The following is a 17622-nucleotide window of genomic DNA, read 5'->3' as shown; positions in this document are numbered from 1 at the left end:
GCTCGGATAGAGCAGTCGTGTGCAGTCATTCAACAGATGGACGCGCTAAAAGGCGCAGGAAAAGACCCGTTTTGAAGAAATCCGCCGCAACACCCAAAGCAGCAGTCGTGCCGGCCTGGCGTCAGCACCTGCATTACCGACTCAAGGAAGGTGCGCTGATCGCAATCGGCGCGCTGTGCCTGTTCCTGATGATGGCCTTGCTCACCTATGGCAAGGACGATCCCGGCTGGAGCCATAACAGCAAAATCGATGACGTGCAGAATTTCGGTGGCCCGGTGGGTTCCTACAGCGCCGATATCCTGTTCATGATTCTCGGTTATTTCGCATACATCTTTCCGCTGTTGCTGGCGATCAAGACCTGGCAGATTTTCCGCCAGCGTCACGAGCCTTGGCAGTGGAGCGGCTGGCTGTTCTCCTGGCGCCTGATCGGTCTGGTGTTCCTGGTGTTGTCCGGCGCGGCCCTGGCCCATATCCATTTCCATGCACCGACCGGTCTGCCGGCGGGCGCGGGCGGGGCGCTGGGCGAAAGCCTGGGCGATCTGGCGCGGCGCACCCTGAATATCCAGGGCAGCACGCTGATGTTCATCGCGCTGTTCCTGTTCGGTCTCACGGTGTTCACCGACCTGTCGTGGTTCAAAGTGATGGACGTGACCGGCAAGATTACCCTTGACCTGTTCGAGTTGTTCCAGGGCGCCGCCAACCGTTGGTGGGCGGCGCGTGTGGAGCGCAAGCAGATGGTTGCGCAACTGCGTGAAGTGGACACCCGTGTCAACGAAGTGGTGGCCCCAAGCACGCCGGACCGCCGCGAGCAGGCCAAGGTCAAGGAGCGCCTGATCGAGCGTGAACAGGCCCTGAGCAAGCACATGTCCGATCGCGAGAAGCAGGTGCCGCCGGTGATCGCCCCCGCGCCGCCCAAGGCGCCCGAGCCCAGTCACCGCGTGCAGAAAGAGAAACAGGCGCCGCTGTTCATCGACAGCGCCGTCGAAGGCACCTTGCCGCCGATCTCGATTCTCGACCCGGCGGAAAAGAAACAACTCAACTACTCGCCCGAATCCCTGGCGGCCGTCGGCCACCTGCTGGAAATCAAGCTCAAGGAGTTCGGCGTCGAAGTGTCGGTGGACTCGATTCACCCGGGCCCTGTCATTACCCGTTACGAGATTCAGCCGGCCGCAGGCGTCAAGGTCAGCCGCATTTCCAACCTGGCCAAGGACCTGGCCCGCTCCCTGGCCGTGACCAGCGTGCGTGTGGTGGAAGTGATTCCCGGCAAGACCACCGTGGGTATCGAGATTCCCAACGAAGACCGCCAGATCGTGCGTTTCTCCGAAGTGCTGTCGACCCCGGAATACGACAACTTCAAATCGCCGGTCACCCTGGCCCTCGGCCATGATATCGGCGGCAAGCCGGTAATCACCGACCTGGCGAAAATGCCGCATCTGCTGGTGGCCGGTACCACCGGTTCCGGTAAGTCGGTGGGTGTGAACGCGATGATCCTGTCGATCCTGTTCAAGTCGGGCCCGGACGACGCCAAGCTGATCATGATTGACCCGAAAATGCTGGAGCTGTCGATCTACGAAGGCATTCCGCACCTGCTCTGCCCGGTAGTGACCGATATGAAGGACGCCGCCAACGCCCTGCGCTGGAGCGTCGCCGAGATGGAGCGTCGCTACAAGCTGATGGCGAAGATGGGCGTGCGTAACCTGTCCGGCTTCAACGCCAAGGTCAAGGAAGCCCAGGACGCCGGTACGCCGCTGACCGACCCGCTGTACAAGCGCGAGAACATTCACGACGAAGCTCCGCTTTTGACCAAGCTGCCGACCATCGTGGTGGTGGTCGACGAATTCGCCGACATGATGATGATCGTCGGCAAGAAGGTCGAAGAACTGATCGCACGTATCGCCCAGAAGGCCCGTGCGGCCGGCATCCACCTGATCCTCGCCACCCAGCGGCCGTCGGTGGATGTGATCACCGGCCTGATCAAGGCCAACATTCCTACGCGTATGGCGTTCCAGGTGTCGAGCAAGATCGACTCGCGGACCATCATCGACCAGGGCGGCGCCGAGCAACTGCTGGGCCACGGTGACATGCTCTACATGCCGCCCGGCACCAGCCTGCCGATCCGTGTCCACGGGGCGTTCGTTTCCGACGATGAAGTGCATCGCGTGGTGGAAGCCTGGAAACTGCGTGGCGCACCGGAATACAACGACGACATTCTCGCGGGCGTGGAAGAGGCCGGCAGCGGCTTCGACGGCGGCAGCGGGGGTGGCGACGATGACGCCGAAACCGACGCGCTCTACGACGAAGCCGTGGCGTTCGTGCTGGAAAGCCGCCGTGCCTCGATCTCCGCCGTGCAACGCAAGCTGAAGATCGGCTACAACCGCGCCGCCCGCATGATCGAAGCCATGGAACACGCCGGCGTCGTCACCGCAATGAACACCAACGGCTCGCGCGAAATCATCGCCCCCGGGCAGATGCGCGACTGATCCCGCGCCGCGTGGCAGCACGCGGCGCGCCCTGACTATTCAATGAGGACTCCCATGCGCATTATCCGCATGCTGTTGTTGCCGGCACTGGCCCTGACCGCCGTTTCGGCCCACGCTGACCCGGCTTCCGTGGCCAGTCTGAAGAACCTGCTGGACAAATCCCAGACCCTGACCGCGCGCTTTTCCCAGTTGACTCTGGACGCGGGCGGCACCCAGCTGCAGGAGACCGCAGGCGAAATGGCCGTGCAGCGTCCCGGCCTGTTCTACTGGCACACCGAAGGCAAGGCCGAGCAGACCATTGTGTCCGACGGCCAGAAAGTCACGCTGTGGGACCCGGACCTGGAACAGGCGACCATCAAGAAGCTCGACCCGCGCCTGAACCAGACGCCAGCGCTGCTGTTGTCCGGTGACGTGTCGAAAATCAACGACAGTTTCGACATCACCTCCAAGCAAGCCAGCAACGTGATTGAGTTCACGCTCAAGCCCAAATCCAAGGACACGCTGTTTGACACGCTGTCGCTGTCGTTCGGCAATGGTGTGATCAACAACATGCGCCTGGTCGACAGCGTCGGCCAGCGCACCGATATCCTATTCTCCGGGGTCAAGGCCAACCAGCCTGTGCCCGCTTCCAAGTTCAAGTTCGACATCCCCAAGGGTGCCGACGTGATCCAGGAATAAATTCCCCAGAGGTTTCAAACGCTGCCCATGGATCTGTTTCGAAGTGACCCGATTGCCCAGCCCCTGGCCGCGCGCCTGCGCTCGACCAACCTGGATGAGTACGTCGGTCAGGAACACCTGCTCGCTCGCGGCAAGCCCTTGCGTGAAGCCCTGGAGCAGGGTGCGCTGCACTCGATGATTTTCTGGGGGCCGCCGGGGGTGGGTAAAACCACCCTGGCACGGCTGCTGGCCAAGGTCTCGGATGCACACTTCGAAACGGTCTCCGCCGTGCTGGCCGGGGTCAAGGAGATCCGCCAGGCGGTGGAAGTCGCCAAGCAGCAGGCCGGGCAGTACGGCAAGCGCACCATCCTGTTTGTCGACGAAGTGCATCGCTTCAACAAGTCGCAGCAGGATGCATTCCTGCCGTACGTCGAAGACGGCACGTTGATATTCATCGGCGCCACCACTGAAAACCCGTCTTTCGAACTCAATAACGCGTTGCTCTCGCGGGCCCGGGTCTATGTGCTCAAGAGCCTGGACGAAGCGGCGATGCAGAAGTTGTTGCAGCGTGCCTTGAACGAAGACAAGGGCCTGGGCAAGCGCCAACTGAGCGTCAGTGAAGAGGGCTTCAAGATCCTGCTCACGGCCGCCGATGGCGACGGCCGGCGTTTTCTCAACCTGCTTGAGAACGCCTCGGACCTTGCCGAAGACGGCGGCGAGATTGGCGTCGACCTGCTGCAAAGTCTGCTGGGCGACACGCGTCGGCGTTTCGATAAGGGCGGCGAAGCGTTCTACGACCAGATATCGGCGCTGCATAAATCCGTACGCGGTTCCAACCCGGACGGCGCGCTGTACTGGTTCGCGCGCATGATCGACGGCGGTTGCGATCCGTTGTACCTGGCGCGCCGCGTGGTGCGCATGGCCAGTGAAGACATCGGCAATGCCGACCCTCGCGCCTTGAGCCTGTGCCTGGCCGCCTGGGACGTGCAGGAACGCCTCGGCAGCCCGGAAGGCGAACTGGCGGTGGCCCAGGCCATCACTTACCTGGCCTGCGCGCCGAAAAGCAACGCGGTGTACATGGGCTTCAAGTCGGCGCTGCGAGCGGCGGCCGAACATGGTTCCCTCGAAGTGCCGATGCATTTGCGCAACGCGCCGACCAAGCTGATGAAACAGCTGGGTTACGGCGATGAATACCGCTATGCCCATGACGAGCCGGACGCCTACGCGGCCGGCGAAGATTACTTTCCCGATGAGCTCGAGCCGCTGGCGCTCTATCAACCGGTGCCCCGTGGCCTGGAGCTGAAGATCGGCGAAAAGCTCAACCATCTGGCCCAACTCGACCGTCTCAGCCCCCGTCAGCGGAGAAAGTAGTGCTCAAGACGATTCTTGCCGTGTCCGCAGCCGGCATCGCTGGTACATTATTGCGTTTCGCCACCGGCACCTGGGTCAGCGCCCATTGGCCGAAGCATTTCTATGCGGCGACCCTGGCGGTCAACCTGGTGGGCTGCCTGATCATCGGGCTGTTGTACGGCTGGTTCCTGTTGCGCCCGGAAGTGCCGATTGAAATTCGCGCCGGCTTGATTGTCGGCTTTGTAGGCGGTCTGACGACCTTTTCATCCTTTTCACTGGATACGCTGCGCCTGCTGGAAAGCGGGCAGGCCCTGGTCGCCTTCGGGTACCTGGGCATCAGCGTGTTCGGCGGGCTGCTCGCCACCTGGGCCGGCCTGTCCCTGACCAAACTTTGATAAACGAGAGACCGACATGCTCGATTCCAAACTGTTACGTAGCAACCTTCAGGACGTAGCGGACCGCCTGGCATCCCGTGGCTTTGCCTTGGATGTTGCGCGCATCGAAGCGCTGGAAGAACAGCGCAAGACCGTCCAGACCCGCACCGAAGCACTGCAGGCTGAGCGGAATGCGCGTTCCAAATCCATCGGTCAGGCCAAGCAGCGCGGCGAAGACATCGCGCCGTTGATGGCGGACGTCGAGCGCATGGGCACCGAGCTGTCCGACGGCAAACTCGAGCTGGACAAAATCCAGTCCGAACTGGATTCGATCCTGTTGGGCATCCCCAATATTCCCCATGAGTCGGTGCCGATTGGCGAAGACGAAGATGGCAACGTCGAAGTGCGCCGCTGGGGCACGCCGAAAGCCTTCGATTTCGAGATCAAGGACCACGTGGCCCTGGGCGAATTGACCGGCGGCCTGGATTTCGAGACCGCCGCGAAAATGTCCGGCGCACGCTTTGCTTTGCTGCGCGGCCCGATCGCCCGCATGCACCGTGCCCTGGCGCAGTTCATGATCAACCTGCACACCGCCGAGCACGGTTACGAAGAAGCCTACACCCCTTACCTGGTGCAGGCGCCAGCGCTGATGGGCACCAGTCAGTTGCCGAAATTCGAGGAAGAGCTGTTCAAGATCAGCCGCGATGGTGACGCTGATCTGTACCTGATCCCGACCGCCGAAGTGTCGCTGACCAACATCGTTGCCGGCGAAATCCTCGATGCCAAGCAACTGCCGTTGAAGTTCGTGGCTCACAGCCCGTGCTTTCGCAGTGAAGCCGGTGCATCCGGTCGCGATACGCGCGGCATGATTCGCCAGCACCAGTTCGACAAGGTCGAGATGGTCCAAGTGGTCGAGCCTTCGACGTCGATGGAGGCGCTGGAAGGCCTGACCGCCAATGCCGAGCGCGTCCTGCAGCTGCTGGAGCTGCCGTACCGCGTACTGGCGCTGTGCACCGGCGACATGGGGTTCAGCGCCGTGAAGACTTACGACCTCGAAGTGTGGGTGCCGAGCCAGGACAAATACCGCGAGATTTCGTCGTGCTCCAACTGCGGTGACTTCCAGGCCCGGCGCATGCAGGCGCGGTTCCGTAATCCGGAAACCGGCAAGCCGGAGCTGGTGCACACCCTCAACGGTTCGGGCCTGGCCGTAGGCCGTACGCTGGTGGCCGTGCTGGAAAACTACCAGCAGGCCGACGGTTCGATCCGCGTGCCTGAGGTGCTCAAGCCGTACATGGGCGGCGTCGAGGTCATCGGCTAAATGGAATTTCTGCCGCTGTTTCATAACCTGCGCGGCAGTCGTGTGCTGGTCGTCGGTGGGGGGGAGATTGCCTTGCGCAAATCCCGCCTGCTGGCTGACGCCGGCGCAGTGCTGCGGGTGGTTGCTCCCCAGATCGAAGACCAGTTGCGTGAACTGGTACTGGGCAGTGGCGGGGACCTGATGTTGCGCGGTTATCAGGAGGCCGACCTCGACGGTTGCGTGCTGATCATCGCCGCCACCGACGACGAGCCACTGAACGCGCAGGTGTCCAGTGATGCCAAGCGTCGCTGTGTACCGGTCAATGTGGTGGATGCGCCGGCCTTGTGCAGCGTGATCTTCCCGGCGATCGTCGACCGTTCGCCGTTGGTGATTGCGGTGTCCAGTGGCGGCGATGCGCCGGTGCTGGCGCGCCTGATCCGCGCCAGGCTGGAGACCTGGATTCCGTCCACCTATGGCCAATTGGCCGGGTTGGCGGCGCGTTTTCGTGCCCAGGTCAAAGGCTTGTACCCGGATGTGCAGCAGCGTCGCGCGTTCTGGGAAGAAGTCTTCCAGGGCCCGATTGCCGACCGCCAATTGGCCGGGCAGGGCGCTGAGGCCGAGCGCCTGCTGGTCGAAAAGGTCAATGGCGCGCCGCCTTACGCACCGGGTGAGGTGTACCTGGTGGGCGCGGGCCCCGGCGATCCGGACCTGCTGACCTTCCGCGCCTTGCGCCTGATGCAGCAAGCCGACGTGGTGTTGTATGACCGTCTGGTGGCCCCGGCGATTCTGGAGCTGTGCCGCCGTGATGCCGAGCGCGTGTATGTCGGCAAGCGTCGCGCCGAGCATGCCGTGCCCCAGGATCAGATCAACCAGCAACTGGTGGACCTGGCCAAGCAAGGCAAGCGCGTGCTGCGTCTCAAGGGCGGCGACCCGTTCATTTTCGGGCGTGGCGGCGAAGAGATCGAGGAACTGGCGGCCCACGGCATTCCGTTCCAGGTGGTGCCCGGCATCACTGCGGCCAGTGGTTGCGCGGCGTATGCGGGGATTCCGCTGACGCACCGTGACTATGCGCAGTCGGTGCGCTTTATCACCGGTCACCTGAAAAACGGTACGTCGGACCTGCCCTGGCGGGACCTGGTGGGGCCGTCGCAGACCCTGGTGTTTTACATGGGCTTGATCGGTTTGCCGATTATCTGCGAACAGTTGATCCTGCATGGCCGCGCCGCCGATACGCCTGCAGCGTTGATCCAGCAGGGCACCACCTCCAACCAGCGTGTGTTCACCGGCACACTCGCCGACTTGCCGCGCATGGTGGCGGAGCATGAAGTGCATGCGCCGACATTGGTGATCGTGGGAGAGGTGGTGGTGTTGCGCGAGAAGCTCAAGTGGTTTGAAGGCGCTCAGTCCCAGGTGTAAGCCTCAAAAGCATCGGGGGCAAGCCCCCTCCCACATGGGTATGCATTCCAAGTGTGGGAGGGGCTTGCCCCCGATGAGCATAGGTATCTACACAATTTTGGTGAGACACCGCACCTGTGGCGAAGGAGCTAACGCGTATCTACCTGACGCTCCGAGTTCCAAATGTGGGAGGGGGCTTGCCCCCGATGGCGGCCTCTGGGCTGGCCGGGATGCTGGATTGGAACGAGTACATATCCGTTTCTGCGGTAACGGCTGCTTAGGGTTCCGCCCTGACGGCGGGTCACTTTGGAAAAGCCCCAAAGTAACCAAAGGGCTCTTGCCCCACCACTCGGCACCTCGCCTAGGCTCGGTGTGCCCGAACGCAGGCTTGAATCCGTGGGCCGCCGCAATGGGCCATCCATGGCCCAGTGCGGCTAACCCGGCGTCCTGCCGGGTTGCCCACGGATTCAAGCCTTCGTTCGGCCAGCGTGGTTTAACGGGGCGCCTGAGATCAAGATCAAAAGCAGATCAAGATCAAGAGCGACTCGCTTCGCATCGTGGTTACGGTTGAGCGCTACAGAGTTGTGTAGATACCTATGCCCCCATGATCCGGATCAGCGCCACACACCTTTGCCACTCAAACGCTCCCGATCATGCCCAGCATCAAACCGCTGCAACGGCCCCTTCGGCACAATCCCCGTCGGATTGATCGTCCGATGGCTGGCATAGTAATGCCCCTTGATATGCTCGAAATCCACCGTCTCGGCCACGCCCGGCCACTGATACATCTCCCTTAGCCAGTTCGACAGGTTCGGATAATCGGCAATCCGCCGCAGGTTGCACTTGAAGTGGCTGTAATACACCGCATCAAAACGAATCAGCGTGGTGAACAGCCGTACATCCGCCTCGGTCAGGTATTCGCCGGCCAGGTAGCGATGCTCGCCCAAGTGATGTTCCAGGTGATCAAGCTCGGCAAATACATCATCAAACGCGCTTGCATAAGCCTGCTGCGACGTGGCGAACCCGGCGCGGTAAACGCCGTTGTTCACGGCGGGGTAGATGCGTTCGTTCAGCGTGTCGATGGTCGAGCGCAATGCCTGCGGGTAGAGATCCAGGGTATTGCCGGTCAGTTCATTGAAGGCGCTGTTGAACATGCGGATGATCTCCGCCGATTCGTTGCTGACGATGCGCTTGAGCTTTTTGTCCCACAACACCGGCACCGTGACGCGCCCGGTGTAGTCAGCGGTGTCGGCGGTGTAGCGCTGGTGCATGAAGTCGAAACCGTCCAGTGCGTCGCCGCTTGAGCCGTGAGCCTTGTCGAAGGTCCAGCCGTTTTCCAGCATCAGCCAACTGACCACCGAGACGTCGATCAGGCTTTCCAGGCCCTTGAGCTTGCGCAGGATCAGGGTGCGGTGAGCCCAGGGACAGGCCAGGGAAACGTAGAGGTGATAGCGTCCGGCCTCGGCCTTGAAACCGCCTTCGCCGCTCGGGCCGGGCTGGCCGTCGGCGGTCACCCAGTGACGACGTTGCGCCTGTTCGCGCTGGAAAGCGCCATCTGCGCTACTTTCGTACCACTGGTCTTTCCAGTGTCCTTCGATCAGCAAACCCATGACTGGCTCCTTGGCTAATAAGCGTTGGAGCCCAGTCTAAAGGGATGAGTTCGAACTAAAAGCGCAAAGACCGGAGGTGAATGATCGATTAAATCGATTTGTCTCGCGCTTCCCAGTATTGCTGTGCCAGTTCGAACGCTTGCTCGCGGGCGTGTCCCAGGCCGCGCAAGGCCAGGGCCATGGTCGCGATCAGCGCCAGTTGCGGGTAGCTGTCCTCGACGTCGCCACGCCACAGGGCGTTCAGATGCTCGGGCTCCAGGGTCGCAGGTTTGACGTGGCGCTGGGCGGAGAGGGCGGGCCATTCTTCGTCCCAGCTCTGGCCGCCGGTGGTGCCATACAGGTGGCTGAGGGTGTCGGGGTTGATCTCGATCTCGCCGCCGTCACCCTTGACCACAATCACGTTGTCGCCCAGCAAGCCACTGGCATCGCGGTGCACGCCCTGGTAACCCGGGTGGAAAATGCTTTGCAGGCCGCATCGGGCATTCAGCGGGTTGAGCAGGCGGGCCAGGGAGTGGATCGGCGAGCGCAGGCCCAGGGTGTTGCGCAGGTCGATCATGCGCTGCAACTGGGGCGCCCAGTCGCCCAGCGGGATAAATGCCAGGTTGCCATGTGCATACGCCGCCTCGACCTGTTGCCAATTGCGGCACAGCGGTATGTGCAAGCGCTCCAGCAACTGCTCGGTGTACAAGCGCCCCGCCGTATGCGCGCCGCCGCCGTGCATGAGGATGCGCACACCCTGTTGCGCCAGGCATTTGGCCGCCAGCAGGAACCAGGGCAAGTGGCGCTTTTTGCCGGCGTAGGTCGGCCAGTCGATATCCACATTCAGTGCGGGCGGGTTCAACCGCTCGCGTACCGCTTCGGTGAAGCCGGCGAGCTCCTCCGGGCTTTCTTCCTTGTGCCGCAGCAGCATGAGGAACGCGCCCAGCTGGGTGTCTTCGACTTTTTCGTCGAGCAGCATGCCCATGGCTTGCCGCGCTTCCTCACGGGTGAGGTTGCGGGCGCCGCGCTTGCCCTTGCCCAGGATGCGCACGAAAGGCGCAAACGGATGTTCTTCAGGCGTCGAGAGGGTCAGGGGGGCAAAATCGGTCATAAGCAATTCGTCGGCCTGGGCAGGCCCGCCAGCTTGGCGGCGAGTTTGGCGGGAGTGCCGTTGAACAGTTTATTGAGGTGCAGGCTGTTGCCCTTTTGCGGGCCGAGCTTCAAGGCGGTGTACTTGATCAGCGGGCGCGTGGCGGGGGACAGCTGGAATTCGCTATAGAACTGGCGCAGCAACAGGAGGATTTCCCAGTGGTCCGGGGTCAGTTCCACGGCTTCGGCGGTGGCCAGGGCGTGCGCCACCTCATCGGACCAGTCATCCAGGTCGACGAGGTAGCCGTCCTTGTCCAGTGCCAGGTTACGCGTGCCGACGGTCAGTGTGTTCATAACCAGCTGTTGACCTTGCCATAGTCGATCGACAGCTGCACGAACCCCGGATAGTCGACGCTGTCGGCCCAGTCCGGGAGCGGCAGGTTGCGTGCCTGCAGGTCTTCAGCCAGCACAAACACTTTTACCCCCCTGGTTTGCAGCGCTGCGTTGTGCAGGCCGTAGGCGCCGTCGCCGCACAGCAGGATGGCATCCGCGTTGCCGCACACACGCAGGCAACTGTCCAGACGGCTGTCGGTAAAGGGGGAGTGGCTCACCACATGTAGAGTCGACATCAGAGGGTAATCACCTGATCGTAACGGTCAATCAGCCTGGAAATGGCCTGGCTGTCCAGGGCCTGCGCATTGTCCGGTGGCGGCAGCCCGCGTGCGGACAGGCTGTGGCCGCAGGCGAACACGTCATCGATGCCGAACAGACCCAGCGCCTGCAGGTTGGCGCTCAGATCCTTTTGTTGCACGGCCCTGGCGTCCTGGTGCCGCGCCAGCTGGAACACGCCGTCGTCCAGAAACAGCAGGCCGATAGGCAGATCGAACGCGCCTCCGGCCAGCACGATATCCAGCGCTTCGCGCGCGCTGGGGCCGGACCACGGCGCCTGGCGGCTGATGATCAGCAATGATTTGGCCATGTCACGCACCTCCAAAACAGATCAGGCGGTCGGCGTCCTGGATCGCATCATGCAACTGCCCCAGGCCCGACAAGGCCCAGGGCGCGTCCAGGTTCACCGCGCTGCGTTGATAGCGCGTGGCTTCCTCGGCATTGAGCACGCCACGGCGCAAGGCGGCGGCGATGCACACGACGCCGTCGAGTTGGTGGGTGCCGACAAATTCGCGCCACTGGCGCGCGATGTCCTGCTCGTCCTGGGGCGCGACGATATTATTGGAGGCGCTGTACACGCCATCCTGATAAAAAAACAGCCGCACAATCTCATGCCCGCCGGCCAGGGCCGCCTGGGCGAACAACAGGGCGCGGCGCGAGGCGGGCGCGTGGGCGGCGCAAAACACTGCAATCGCGAACTTCATGGAACACTCTGCGAACAAACGTGGGCCAATGATAAAGCCGCCGCGCCGAAAAAGCCCGCCGTGATCAAAACGGTCACTGCGCTTGATCGTTCTGACGATTGCCGCCGGCACCGAAGGCTGACTACGCTGTGGCCAGTCCAATCGCAAACGGAGTTTGTATGTCAGGTCCCTTGGCGTCCCTCAAAGTGCTGGATTTTTCCACCCTGTTGCCCGGCCCGTTCGCCTCGCTGATGCTGGCGGACATGGGCGCCGACGTGCTGCGCATCGAATCGCCGACGCGGCCGGACCTGTTGCGCGTGTGGCCGCCCCATGATCACGGCACGTCCGCGAGCCATGCCTATCTCAATCGCAACAAGCGCAGCCTGGCGCTGGACCTCAAGCGGGACGAGGCGCTGCAGATCGTCTTCGAGCTGGTCAAGGGCACCGATATTCTCATCGAACAGTTCCGCCCCGGGGTCATGGACCGTCTGGGCCTGGGGTACGACGCACTGAAGGCGATCAACCCCAGGCTGATCTATGTGTCGATCACCGGCTACGGCCAGACCGGCCCCTACAGGGACCGCGCCGGTCACGACATCAACTATCTCGCTGTCGCCGGCGTGGCCAGCCACACCGGGCGGCGGGACAGTGGGCCGTTGCCGCTGGGCGTGCAACTGGCGGATGTGGGCGGCGGGTCCCTGCATGCGGTGGTGGGCGTGCTCGCGGCGGTGGTTGCGCGGCAGCACAGCGGCGTCGGTCAATATCTGGATGTGAGCATGACCGACTGCTCGTTCAGCCTGAACGCCATGGCCGGCGCGGGTTACCTGGCCTGCGGGGTGGAGCCGGCGCGGGAAAATCACGTGCTCAATGGCGGCAGTTTTTACGATTACTACCGCACCCGTGACGGGCGCTGGATGTCGGTGGGCAGCTTGGAACCGGCTTTCATGCAGCAGCTGTGTGAAACCCTGGGGCGGCCGGAGCTGGCGGTGCACGGGCTGAAGCCCGAGCAGCAGCCGGCATTCAAGCGGGCGTTGCAGGTGGAGTTTGAGAAACGCAGCTTTGACGAGCTGTGCGCGTTGTTTGCGGGCGTGGATGCGTGTGTGGAACCGGTGTTGAGCGTGAGTGAAGCGCTGGCGCATCCGCAGCTGCAGGCGCGCGGGTTGATCAGCCAGGTGCCGAGGGGCGATGGTTCGACCCAGGCGCAGATGGCCTGCCCGCTGAAGTTCTCCGAGGGGTTGCCGGCGCCACGGCATATCGGGGCTGCGGTCGGGGCGCACAGTGATGAAGTGTTGGCGGAGTTGGGGTTGAGTGCTCAGCGGATTGCGGATTTGCGGCAGGCCAAGGTGATTGGGTGACTGTTCTGGCCTCGTCGGGGGCAAGCCCCCTCCCACCTTTGATTTGTGAATGCATTCAAAATGTGGGAGGGGCTTGCCCCCGGTGAGGCTCACTCCACCCGAGTCTCCCCAGTGAACACAAGAGTACTCCGGCACCGCCGACACAAGTACCGCCGTCCCTGGCCGACCATCCCATGACGCTGGGCTGAAAACGCAAAGTCACTGTCGGCACACGGGCACCGGTAGATATAGCGAGTCACTTGGCGTCGCTTGACCGCATAGGTGTGGCAACGGTCCGGCGGCAGTTCGTAGACCCCACGCATGATCAACTGCCATTCCTCTCCATGGGGCTGGATGCGCTCGCCAAACAGTTGGTGGGCAATCAGGTGCGCCACTTCGTGGGCCACGGTCTGCTTGAGGAAGTGATGGCTGTTTTCTTGGTAGAGCTGAGGGTTGAAGCGCAGCAGGTTTTCGTGCAAATGCGCGACACCGGCTTTCTGGCCCCGCAGCTTGAGGCTGACGGTGGGGCGTTTGAAGCTTCGTTTGAAAAAGGATTCGGCTTGCAGGAAACACTCTTCGACGCGGGTATTGAGTTGCTCGGGCATGCTGTACATATCTCCAGAGACGCCCAGTATGCCGCAAAGCAGGGGGGTTCCGAATCTCTCAGGCGCCGAATGGTCATGACTGACGCACAAAGCCACCTTTTCGGTGGCTTTGCCTGCATGCCTGGGGCTCAACTGGTGTAGATGGGCCCGACGCCCAGGCCCCAGACGATCACGGTAAACGCCATGATCGCCACCAGCACCACCAGGCCCACGGCCAATACCGAGCTGGAGAACAGAAAGCCTTCATCCGGGTCGATACTCATGAACGTCGGCAAGCCCACATACAGCAGATACACCGTGTAGCAGATCGCTGCGGTCCCCACCACCATACCCAGCCACATGTGCGGATAGAGCGCCGCCAGCCCGCCGATAAACAGGGGCGTCGCGGTATAGGTGGCGAAGGCCACGCAACGCGCCATGCTGGGGTTGGCGTCATAGGTGCGGGCCATCCAGTGAATGAACGCGCCCATCACCGCCACACCGCCCAGCATGGCGGCGTACGACATCAGGGTCATCCACAGCGCGCTTTCCTGGGTAAGCATGACCGGGGCGCGGTTGCCGATGACCCAGCCGACCCGGGTGGTGCCGATAAACGCGGAAATGGCGGGGATCGCTGCGAGAACCAGCGTGTGAGTGAGGTACATGTGGCTGATGCTTTCTTCTTTATCGCCACGAATTTCCCGCCATTCCTGATCGGGATGGGTAAACAGCCCCACGACGTGATGGATCATGCCAGTCACTCCTGTCGTTATTCCTATCGCCCCCATCGGAGCGCCCACCGGCCAACTGGCCTGCAAGGTCTGGATAGTTGTGCGACCTCACGTCGCAGTATAGGAAGTGATACCCGGGAAAACTGTAGGGCCTTTAGAGTAAATCGCGCTGTAAACACGAGGCTTAATCGCCGCTGGGTCTGTCGATGGCAACACTATCCAGTGTGGGAGGGGGCTTGCCCCCATGGCAGTGTGTCAGTCGAGGTAGTTGCTGCTGATACACTGCCATCGGGGGCAAGCCCCCTCCCACATTGGAACTCGGTCGTTCATGAAGGTAAAATGCCCGGCTTTTCGTCACACACCTTTAGCGGATCCAAGCGCCATGGGCACTCTTACGGTCAACCAGAACAAACTGCAAAAACGCCTGCGTCGCCTGGCCGGTGAAGCGGTCGCCGACTTCAACATGATCGAGGAGGGCGACAAGGTCATGGTCTGCCTCTCCGGCGGCAAGGACAGCTACACCCTGCTCGACGTGCTGCTGCACCTGCAAAAGGTCGCACCGATCAAGTTCGAGATCGTTGCCGTCAACATGGACCAGAAGCAGCCCGGCTTTCCCGAACATGTGCTGCCGGCCTACCTGAAAGCGCTGGGCGTCGAGTACCACATTGTCGAGAAAGACACGTACTCGGTGGTCAAGGAACTGATCCCGGAAGGCAAGACCACCTGCTCGCTGTGCTCGCGCCTGCGACGTGGCACGCTCTATACCTTTGCCGATGAGATCGGCGCGACCAAGATGGCCCTGGGGCATCATCGCGACGACATCGTCGAAACCTTCTTCCTGAATATGTTCTTTAACGGTTCGCTCAAGGCCATGCCGCCCAAACTGCGCGCCGATGACGGACGCAACGTGGTGATCCGCCCGCTGGCGTATTGCAACGAGAAGGACATCCAGGCTTATTCCGACTTCAAGCAATTCCCGATCATTCCGTGCAACCTGTGCGGCTCCCAGGAAAACCTGCAGCGCCAGGTGGTCAAGGACATGCTGCAGGAGTGGGAGCGCAAGACCCCGGGGCGCACCGAGAGTATTTTTCGCAGCCTGCAGAATGTGATCCCGTCGCAACTGGCCGATCGCAACCTGTTCGACTTCGCCAGCTTGAAAATCGATGAGACGGCCGCCTCGCGTTTCGTCAATGTAGTGAACCTCTGAGCCGCATCGAGGCTCTAGTACACGGCGCTTGCGGGCGCCGTTTTCCATTCAACTGCCAGGAGAGGGCATGCGCGATTACAAGTGGCTGCACGAATATTGTCTGAACCGCTTCGGTTCGGCGGCCAAGCTGGAAGCCCATCTGCCTGTGCCCAAGACGCCGGCGCAATTGCGCAAGATCAGCGATGATCGCTACCTGTCGACCCTGGCGCTGCGAGTCTTTCGTGCGGGCTTGAAACACAGTGTGGTCGACGCGAAATGGCCCGCGTTCGAGCAGGTGTTTTTCGGTTTTGATCCGGAAAAAGTCGTACTGATGGGCGCTGAACATCTGGAACGGCTGATGCAGGACACGCGCATCATCCGCCACCTGGGCAAGCTCAAGAGTGTGCCGCGCAATGCGCAGATGATTCTGGATATCGAGCAGGAGAAGGGCAGTTTCGGTGCGTTTGTCGCCGAGTGGCCGGTGACCGATATCGTCGGGTTATGGAAATACCTGAGCAAGCACGGTCACCAGTTGGGCGGCCTGTCGGCACCGCGCTTTTTACGTATGGTCGGCAAGGATACCTTTGTGCCGAGCTACGATGTGGTGGCGGCGCTGAATGCGCAGAAGATCGTCGACAAGGCACCCACCAGCCTGCGCGACCTGGCGGCCGTGCAGGCTGCTTTCAACCAGTGGCATGCCGAGAGTGGGCGGCCGATGTGCCAGTTGTCGATGATGCTGGCCTACACCGTCAACCACTGATCGTTGATCGTTCCCACGCTCTGCGTGGGAACGATCGTCAGAGTGTGTCAATCGGCGAGTCGTCGATTCAACTGATGCCGCCAGCGCACATACAACAGCGCCGTACAAAACACCGCCAGGCTCGCCAGCATTTCCAGCACTCCGAAGCCCTGGCGGTTCGGGTCATACGCGGCCAGTGCGCCCTTGATGAAATACAGGTTCACCACAAAGCACATCCACGAATGCCCACGCGCGCTGCCCGTGATCATCCCTGGCGCCAGCACCAGCAGCGGCACCAGTTCGATCAGCAGGATCACCCACGGGCGCGCCCCGTGCAGGTCGGCGACGAACAGGTAATAGGCGCACAACAAGCCCACCAGGCCGAAAAACGCCAGCAGACTCAGTGCGCGCGCCAGCTTGACCCGTGGTTCCAGCCACGCCTGGGACGGCAGGACCTTAGGCTTTCTGGCCAACGCCGTTCTCCAGCAGTGTGGCGGTCTTGGCCAGGCGCAGGCCCAGGGCGCGGCACAAACTGATTTCATGCGGGTCGAGCAGACGCTTGCCGTCAGGCCCGGCGTGGTGGCTGGCGCCATAGGGCGTGCCGCCGCCCTGGGTGTCGAGCAACGCCTGTTCGCTGTAGGGCAGGCCGGTGATCAGCATGCCGTGGTGCAGCAGCGGCAGCAGCATCGACATCAGCGTGGTCTCCTGGCCGCCGTGCAGGCTGGCGGTGGAGGTGAACACGCCGGCGGGCTTGCCGACCAGGGCGCCGGTGAGCCACAGGTTGCTGGTGCCGTCGAGGAAGTACTTGAGCGGCGCGGCCATGTTGCCGAAGCGCGTCGGGCTGCCCAGGGCCAGGGCCGAGCAGTGTTTCAGGTCATCCAGGCTGGCATACAGCGCGCCCTCGTCCGGGATACTCGGCGCCACGGCCTCGCACTCGGTGGAGATCGCCGGCACGGTGCGCAGCCGGGCTTCCATGCCGCCCTGCTCGATGCCCCTGGCAATCTGCCGGGCCATTTCGCTGACCGAGCCATTGCGGCTGTAATACAACACCAGCACGTAGGGCGCAGTCACGGCAGGATCTCCAGCACGTTTTCCGGCGGGCGGCCAATGATGGCTTTATCGGCGGTTTCCAGGATAGGGCGTTCCATCAACTTGGGGTGTGCGGCGATGGCGGCGATCAGTTGCGCTTCGCTGAGGCTGGTGTCGGCCAGGTTGAGGCTTTTGTATTCATCTTCGCCGGTGCGCAACAATTGGCGGGCACTGAGGCCAAGTTTGGCCAGCAGGGCCTTCAATTGCGCCGCGTTCAGCGGCGTTTCCAGATAGCGCACCACGGTTGGCGTGAGGCCGCGAGCTTCGAGCAGTTCAAGCGCACCGCGGGATTTCGAGCAGCGCGGGTTGTGATAAAGCGTCAGATCGGTCATGTGCGGGTCGCATCTTGCGTAAGGTGGCGGGTATTCTACCCGTG

The 17622-nt window shown here is 62.2% G+C and carries 20 protein-coding genes; 9 read left to right on the top strand and 11 right to left on the bottom strand.

The genetic code is table 11. The features are described from left to right. Window positions 1-71 precede the first annotated feature (71 nt). The 6 genes from BOP93_RS16015 to cysG are packed head-to-tail and all read left to right on the top strand — an operon-like array spanning window position 72 to window position 7574. Complete coding sequence (locus BOP93_RS16015; protein ID WP_065884967.1) at window positions 72-2480, top strand: DNA translocase FtsK; 2409 nt, start codon at window positions 72-74, stop codon at window positions 2478-2480. A 54-nt stretch (window positions 2481-2534) separates the two neighbouring features. After that, window positions 2535-3158, top strand: a complete 624-nt coding sequence (lolA, locus tag BOP93_RS16010) for an outer membrane lipoprotein chaperone LolA (protein WP_104503407.1) — start codon at window positions 2535-2537, stop codon at window positions 3156-3158. Window positions 3159-3185: 27 nt separating this feature from the next. Continuing rightward, a complete protein-coding gene (locus BOP93_RS16005; protein WP_065894945.1) occupies window positions 3186-4508 on the top strand; it encodes a replication-associated recombination protein A in 1323 nt (440 codons plus the stop codon). Next, window positions 4508-4882 carry a fluoride efflux transporter CrcB gene (crcB, locus tag BOP93_RS16000; RefSeq protein WP_057721801.1) on the top strand — a complete coding sequence of 125 codons (375 nt, stop codon included), beginning with the start codon at window positions 4508-4510 and terminating at the stop codon, window positions 4880-4882. The genes BOP93_RS16005 and crcB overlap by 1 nt, the downstream gene beginning before the upstream one ends. Before the next feature lie 16 nt (window positions 4883-4898). After that, complete coding sequence (serS, locus tag BOP93_RS15995; protein WP_104503406.1) at window positions 4899-6179, top strand: serine--tRNA ligase; 1281 nt, start codon at window positions 4899-4901, stop codon at window positions 6177-6179. Beyond that, window positions 6180-7574 carry a siroheme synthase CysG gene (gene cysG / locus BOP93_RS15990; RefSeq protein WP_104503405.1) on the top strand — a complete coding sequence of 465 codons (1395 nt, stop codon included), beginning with the start codon at window positions 6180-6182 and terminating at the stop codon, window positions 7572-7574. It abuts the gene before it with no gap. A 593-nt stretch (window positions 7575-8167) separates the two neighbouring features. Here cysG and BOP93_RS15980 read toward each other — a convergent pair. The 6 genes from BOP93_RS15980 to tusD form a co-directional block, all read right to left on the bottom strand. Further along, window positions 8168-9163 (bottom strand): glutathione S-transferase family protein, encoded by a 996-nt coding sequence (locus BOP93_RS15980; protein WP_104503404.1) that lies wholly within the window; start codon window positions 9161-9163, stop codon window positions 8168-8170. A gap of 88 nt (window positions 9164-9251) precedes the next feature. Next, window positions 9252-10253 carry a glycosyl transferase family protein gene (locus BOP93_RS15975; protein ID WP_104503403.1) on the bottom strand — a complete coding sequence of 334 codons (1002 nt, stop codon included), beginning with the start codon at window positions 10251-10253 and terminating at the stop codon, window positions 9252-9254. Next, the gene (locus BOP93_RS15970) at window positions 10250-10585 is read right to left on the bottom strand and encodes a TusE/DsrC/DsvC family sulfur relay protein (RefSeq protein ID WP_104503402.1); all 336 of its coding nucleotides are present in this window, start codon (window positions 10583-10585) and stop codon (window positions 10250-10252) included. Before BOP93_RS15970 ends, BOP93_RS15975 begins: the two co-directional genes overlap by 4 nt. Beyond that, window positions 10582-10860 (bottom strand): sulfurtransferase complex subunit TusB, encoded by a 279-nt coding sequence (gene tusB / locus BOP93_RS15965; protein ID WP_065894951.1) that lies wholly within the window; start codon window positions 10858-10860, stop codon window positions 10582-10584. Before tusB ends, BOP93_RS15970 begins: the two co-directional genes overlap by 4 nt. Beyond that, window positions 10860-11210: a sulfurtransferase complex subunit TusC gene (gene tusC, locus BOP93_RS15960; protein WP_104503401.1), complete on the bottom strand. Its 351-nt coding sequence runs from the start codon at window positions 11208-11210 to the stop codon at window positions 10860-10862. The genes tusB and tusC overlap by 1 nt, the downstream gene beginning before the upstream one ends. A 1-nt stretch (window position 11211) precedes the next feature. Beyond that, window positions 11212-11604, bottom strand: coding sequence for a sulfurtransferase complex subunit TusD (tusD, locus tag BOP93_RS15955; RefSeq protein ID WP_065884976.1), 393 nt, complete (start codon window positions 11602-11604; stop codon window positions 11212-11214). A gap of 158 nt (window positions 11605-11762) precedes the next feature. Here tusD and BOP93_RS15950 point away from each other — a divergent pair, with 158 nt between their 5' ends. Next, window positions 11763-12938: a CaiB/BaiF CoA transferase family protein gene (locus BOP93_RS15950; RefSeq protein ID WP_104503400.1), complete on the top strand. Its 1176-nt coding sequence runs from the start codon at window positions 11763-11765 to the stop codon at window positions 12936-12938. Between the two features lie 89 nt (window positions 12939-13027). Here the strand turns inward: BOP93_RS15950 and BOP93_RS15945 are convergent, their stop codons facing one another. Next, entirely contained in the window at window positions 13028-13522 is a 495-nt protein-coding gene (locus BOP93_RS15945; protein WP_104505302.1) for a SprT family zinc-dependent metalloprotease, read from the bottom strand. A 128-nt stretch (window positions 13523-13650) separates the two neighbouring features. Beyond that, window positions 13651-14253 (bottom strand): Yip1 family protein, encoded by a 603-nt coding sequence (locus BOP93_RS15940; RefSeq protein ID WP_057721811.1) that lies wholly within the window; start codon window positions 14251-14253, stop codon window positions 13651-13653. 361 nt (window positions 14254-14614) lie between these two features. Between BOP93_RS15940 and ttcA the strand changes: the two genes are divergently transcribed. Together ttcA and BOP93_RS15930 are read left to right on the top strand one after the other, a co-directional pair. Beyond that, a complete protein-coding gene (gene ttcA, locus BOP93_RS15935; RefSeq protein WP_065884978.1) occupies window positions 14615-15439 on the top strand; it encodes a tRNA 2-thiocytidine(32) synthetase TtcA in 825 nt (274 codons plus the stop codon). Between the two features lie 67 nt (window positions 15440-15506). Further along, on the top strand, window positions 15507-16178 hold the full coding sequence (locus BOP93_RS15930; protein ID WP_104503399.1) for a DNA-3-methyladenine glycosylase I: 672 nt from the start codon (window positions 15507-15509) through the stop codon (window positions 16176-16178). A 47-nt stretch (window positions 16179-16225) separates the two neighbouring features. Here BOP93_RS15930 and BOP93_RS15925 read toward each other — a convergent pair whose 3' ends face one another. The 3 genes from BOP93_RS15925 to arsC are packed head-to-tail and all read right to left on the bottom strand — an operon-like array spanning window position 16226 to window position 17578. Beyond that, a complete protein-coding gene (locus BOP93_RS15925; RefSeq protein ID WP_065894956.1) occupies window positions 16226-16630 on the bottom strand; it encodes a DUF2069 domain-containing protein in 405 nt (134 codons plus the stop codon). Further along, the gene (gene wrbA, locus BOP93_RS15920) at window positions 16614-17228 is read right to left on the bottom strand and encodes an NAD(P)H:quinone oxidoreductase (protein ID WP_065884980.1); all 615 of its coding nucleotides are present in this window, start codon (window positions 17226-17228) and stop codon (window positions 16614-16616) included. Before wrbA ends, BOP93_RS15925 begins: the two co-directional genes overlap by 17 nt. Then, window positions 17225-17578 carry an arsenate reductase (glutaredoxin) gene (gene arsC / locus BOP93_RS15915; protein ID WP_104503398.1) on the bottom strand — a complete coding sequence of 118 codons (354 nt, stop codon included), beginning with the start codon at window positions 17576-17578 and terminating at the stop codon, window positions 17225-17227. Before arsC ends, wrbA begins: the two co-directional genes overlap by 4 nt. Window positions 17579-17622 lie beyond the last annotated feature (44 nt).

The sequence above is a fragment of the Pseudomonas orientalis genome, assembly GCF_002934065.1.
Taxonomy (GTDB): Bacteria; Pseudomonadota; Gammaproteobacteria; order Pseudomonadales; family Pseudomonadaceae; genus Aquipseudomonas; species Aquipseudomonas orientalis_A.
This window is presented reverse-complemented; position numbering and strand designations above follow the sequence as displayed.

Excerpts from the sequence above, each read along its gene's own strand:
- BOP93_RS15980 (WP_104503404.1), bottom strand. The coding sequence starts at position 9,163 with ATGGGTTTGCTGATCGAAGGACACTGGAAAGACCAGTGGTACGAAAGT.
- serS (WP_104503406.1), top strand. The coding sequence starts at position 4,899 with ATGCTCGATTCCAAACTGTTACGTAGCAACCTTCAGGACGTAGCGGAC.
- lolA (WP_104503407.1), top strand. The coding sequence starts at position 2,535 with ATGCGCATTATCCGCATGCTGTTGTTGCCGGCACTGGCCCTGACCGCC.
- arsC (WP_104503398.1), bottom strand. The coding sequence starts at position 17,578 with ATGACCGATCTGACGCTTTATCACAACCCGCGCTGCTCGAAATCCCGC.
- tusD (WP_065884976.1), bottom strand. The coding sequence starts at position 11,604 with ATGAAGTTCGCGATTGCAGTGTTTTGCGCCGCCCACGCGCCCGCCTCG.
- BOP93_RS15940 (WP_057721811.1), bottom strand. The coding sequence starts at position 14,253 with ATGATCCATCACGTCGTGGGGCTGTTTACCCATCCCGATCAGGAATGG.
- cysG (WP_104503405.1), top strand. The coding sequence starts at position 6,180 with ATGGAATTTCTGCCGCTGTTTCATAACCTGCGCGGCAGTCGTGTGCTG.
- BOP93_RS15945 (WP_104505302.1), bottom strand. The coding sequence starts at position 13,522 with ATGCCCGAGCAACTCAATACCCGCGTCGAAGAGTGTTTCCTGCAAGCC.
- tusC (WP_104503401.1), bottom strand. The coding sequence starts at position 11,210 with ATGGCCAAATCATTGCTGATCATCAGCCGCCAGGCGCCGTGGTCCGGC.
- ttcA (WP_065884978.1), top strand. The coding sequence starts at position 14,615 with ATGGGCACTCTTACGGTCAACCAGAACAAACTGCAAAAACGCCTGCGT.
- BOP93_RS15950 (WP_104503400.1), top strand. The coding sequence starts at position 11,763 with ATGTCAGGTCCCTTGGCGTCCCTCAAAGTGCTGGATTTTTCCACCCTG.
- BOP93_RS15975 (WP_104503403.1), bottom strand. The coding sequence starts at position 10,253 with ATGACCGATTTTGCCCCCCTGACCCTCTCGACGCCTGAAGAACATCCG.
- tusB (WP_065894951.1), bottom strand. The coding sequence starts at position 10,860 with ATGTCGACTCTACATGTGGTGAGCCACTCCCCCTTTACCGACAGCCGT.
- BOP93_RS15930 (WP_104503399.1), top strand. The coding sequence starts at position 15,507 with ATGCGCGATTACAAGTGGCTGCACGAATATTGTCTGAACCGCTTCGGT.
- BOP93_RS16005 (WP_065894945.1), top strand. The coding sequence starts at position 3,186 with ATGGATCTGTTTCGAAGTGACCCGATTGCCCAGCCCCTGGCCGCGCGC.
- BOP93_RS15970 (WP_104503402.1), bottom strand. The coding sequence starts at position 10,585 with ATGAACACACTGACCGTCGGCACGCGTAACCTGGCACTGGACAAGGAC.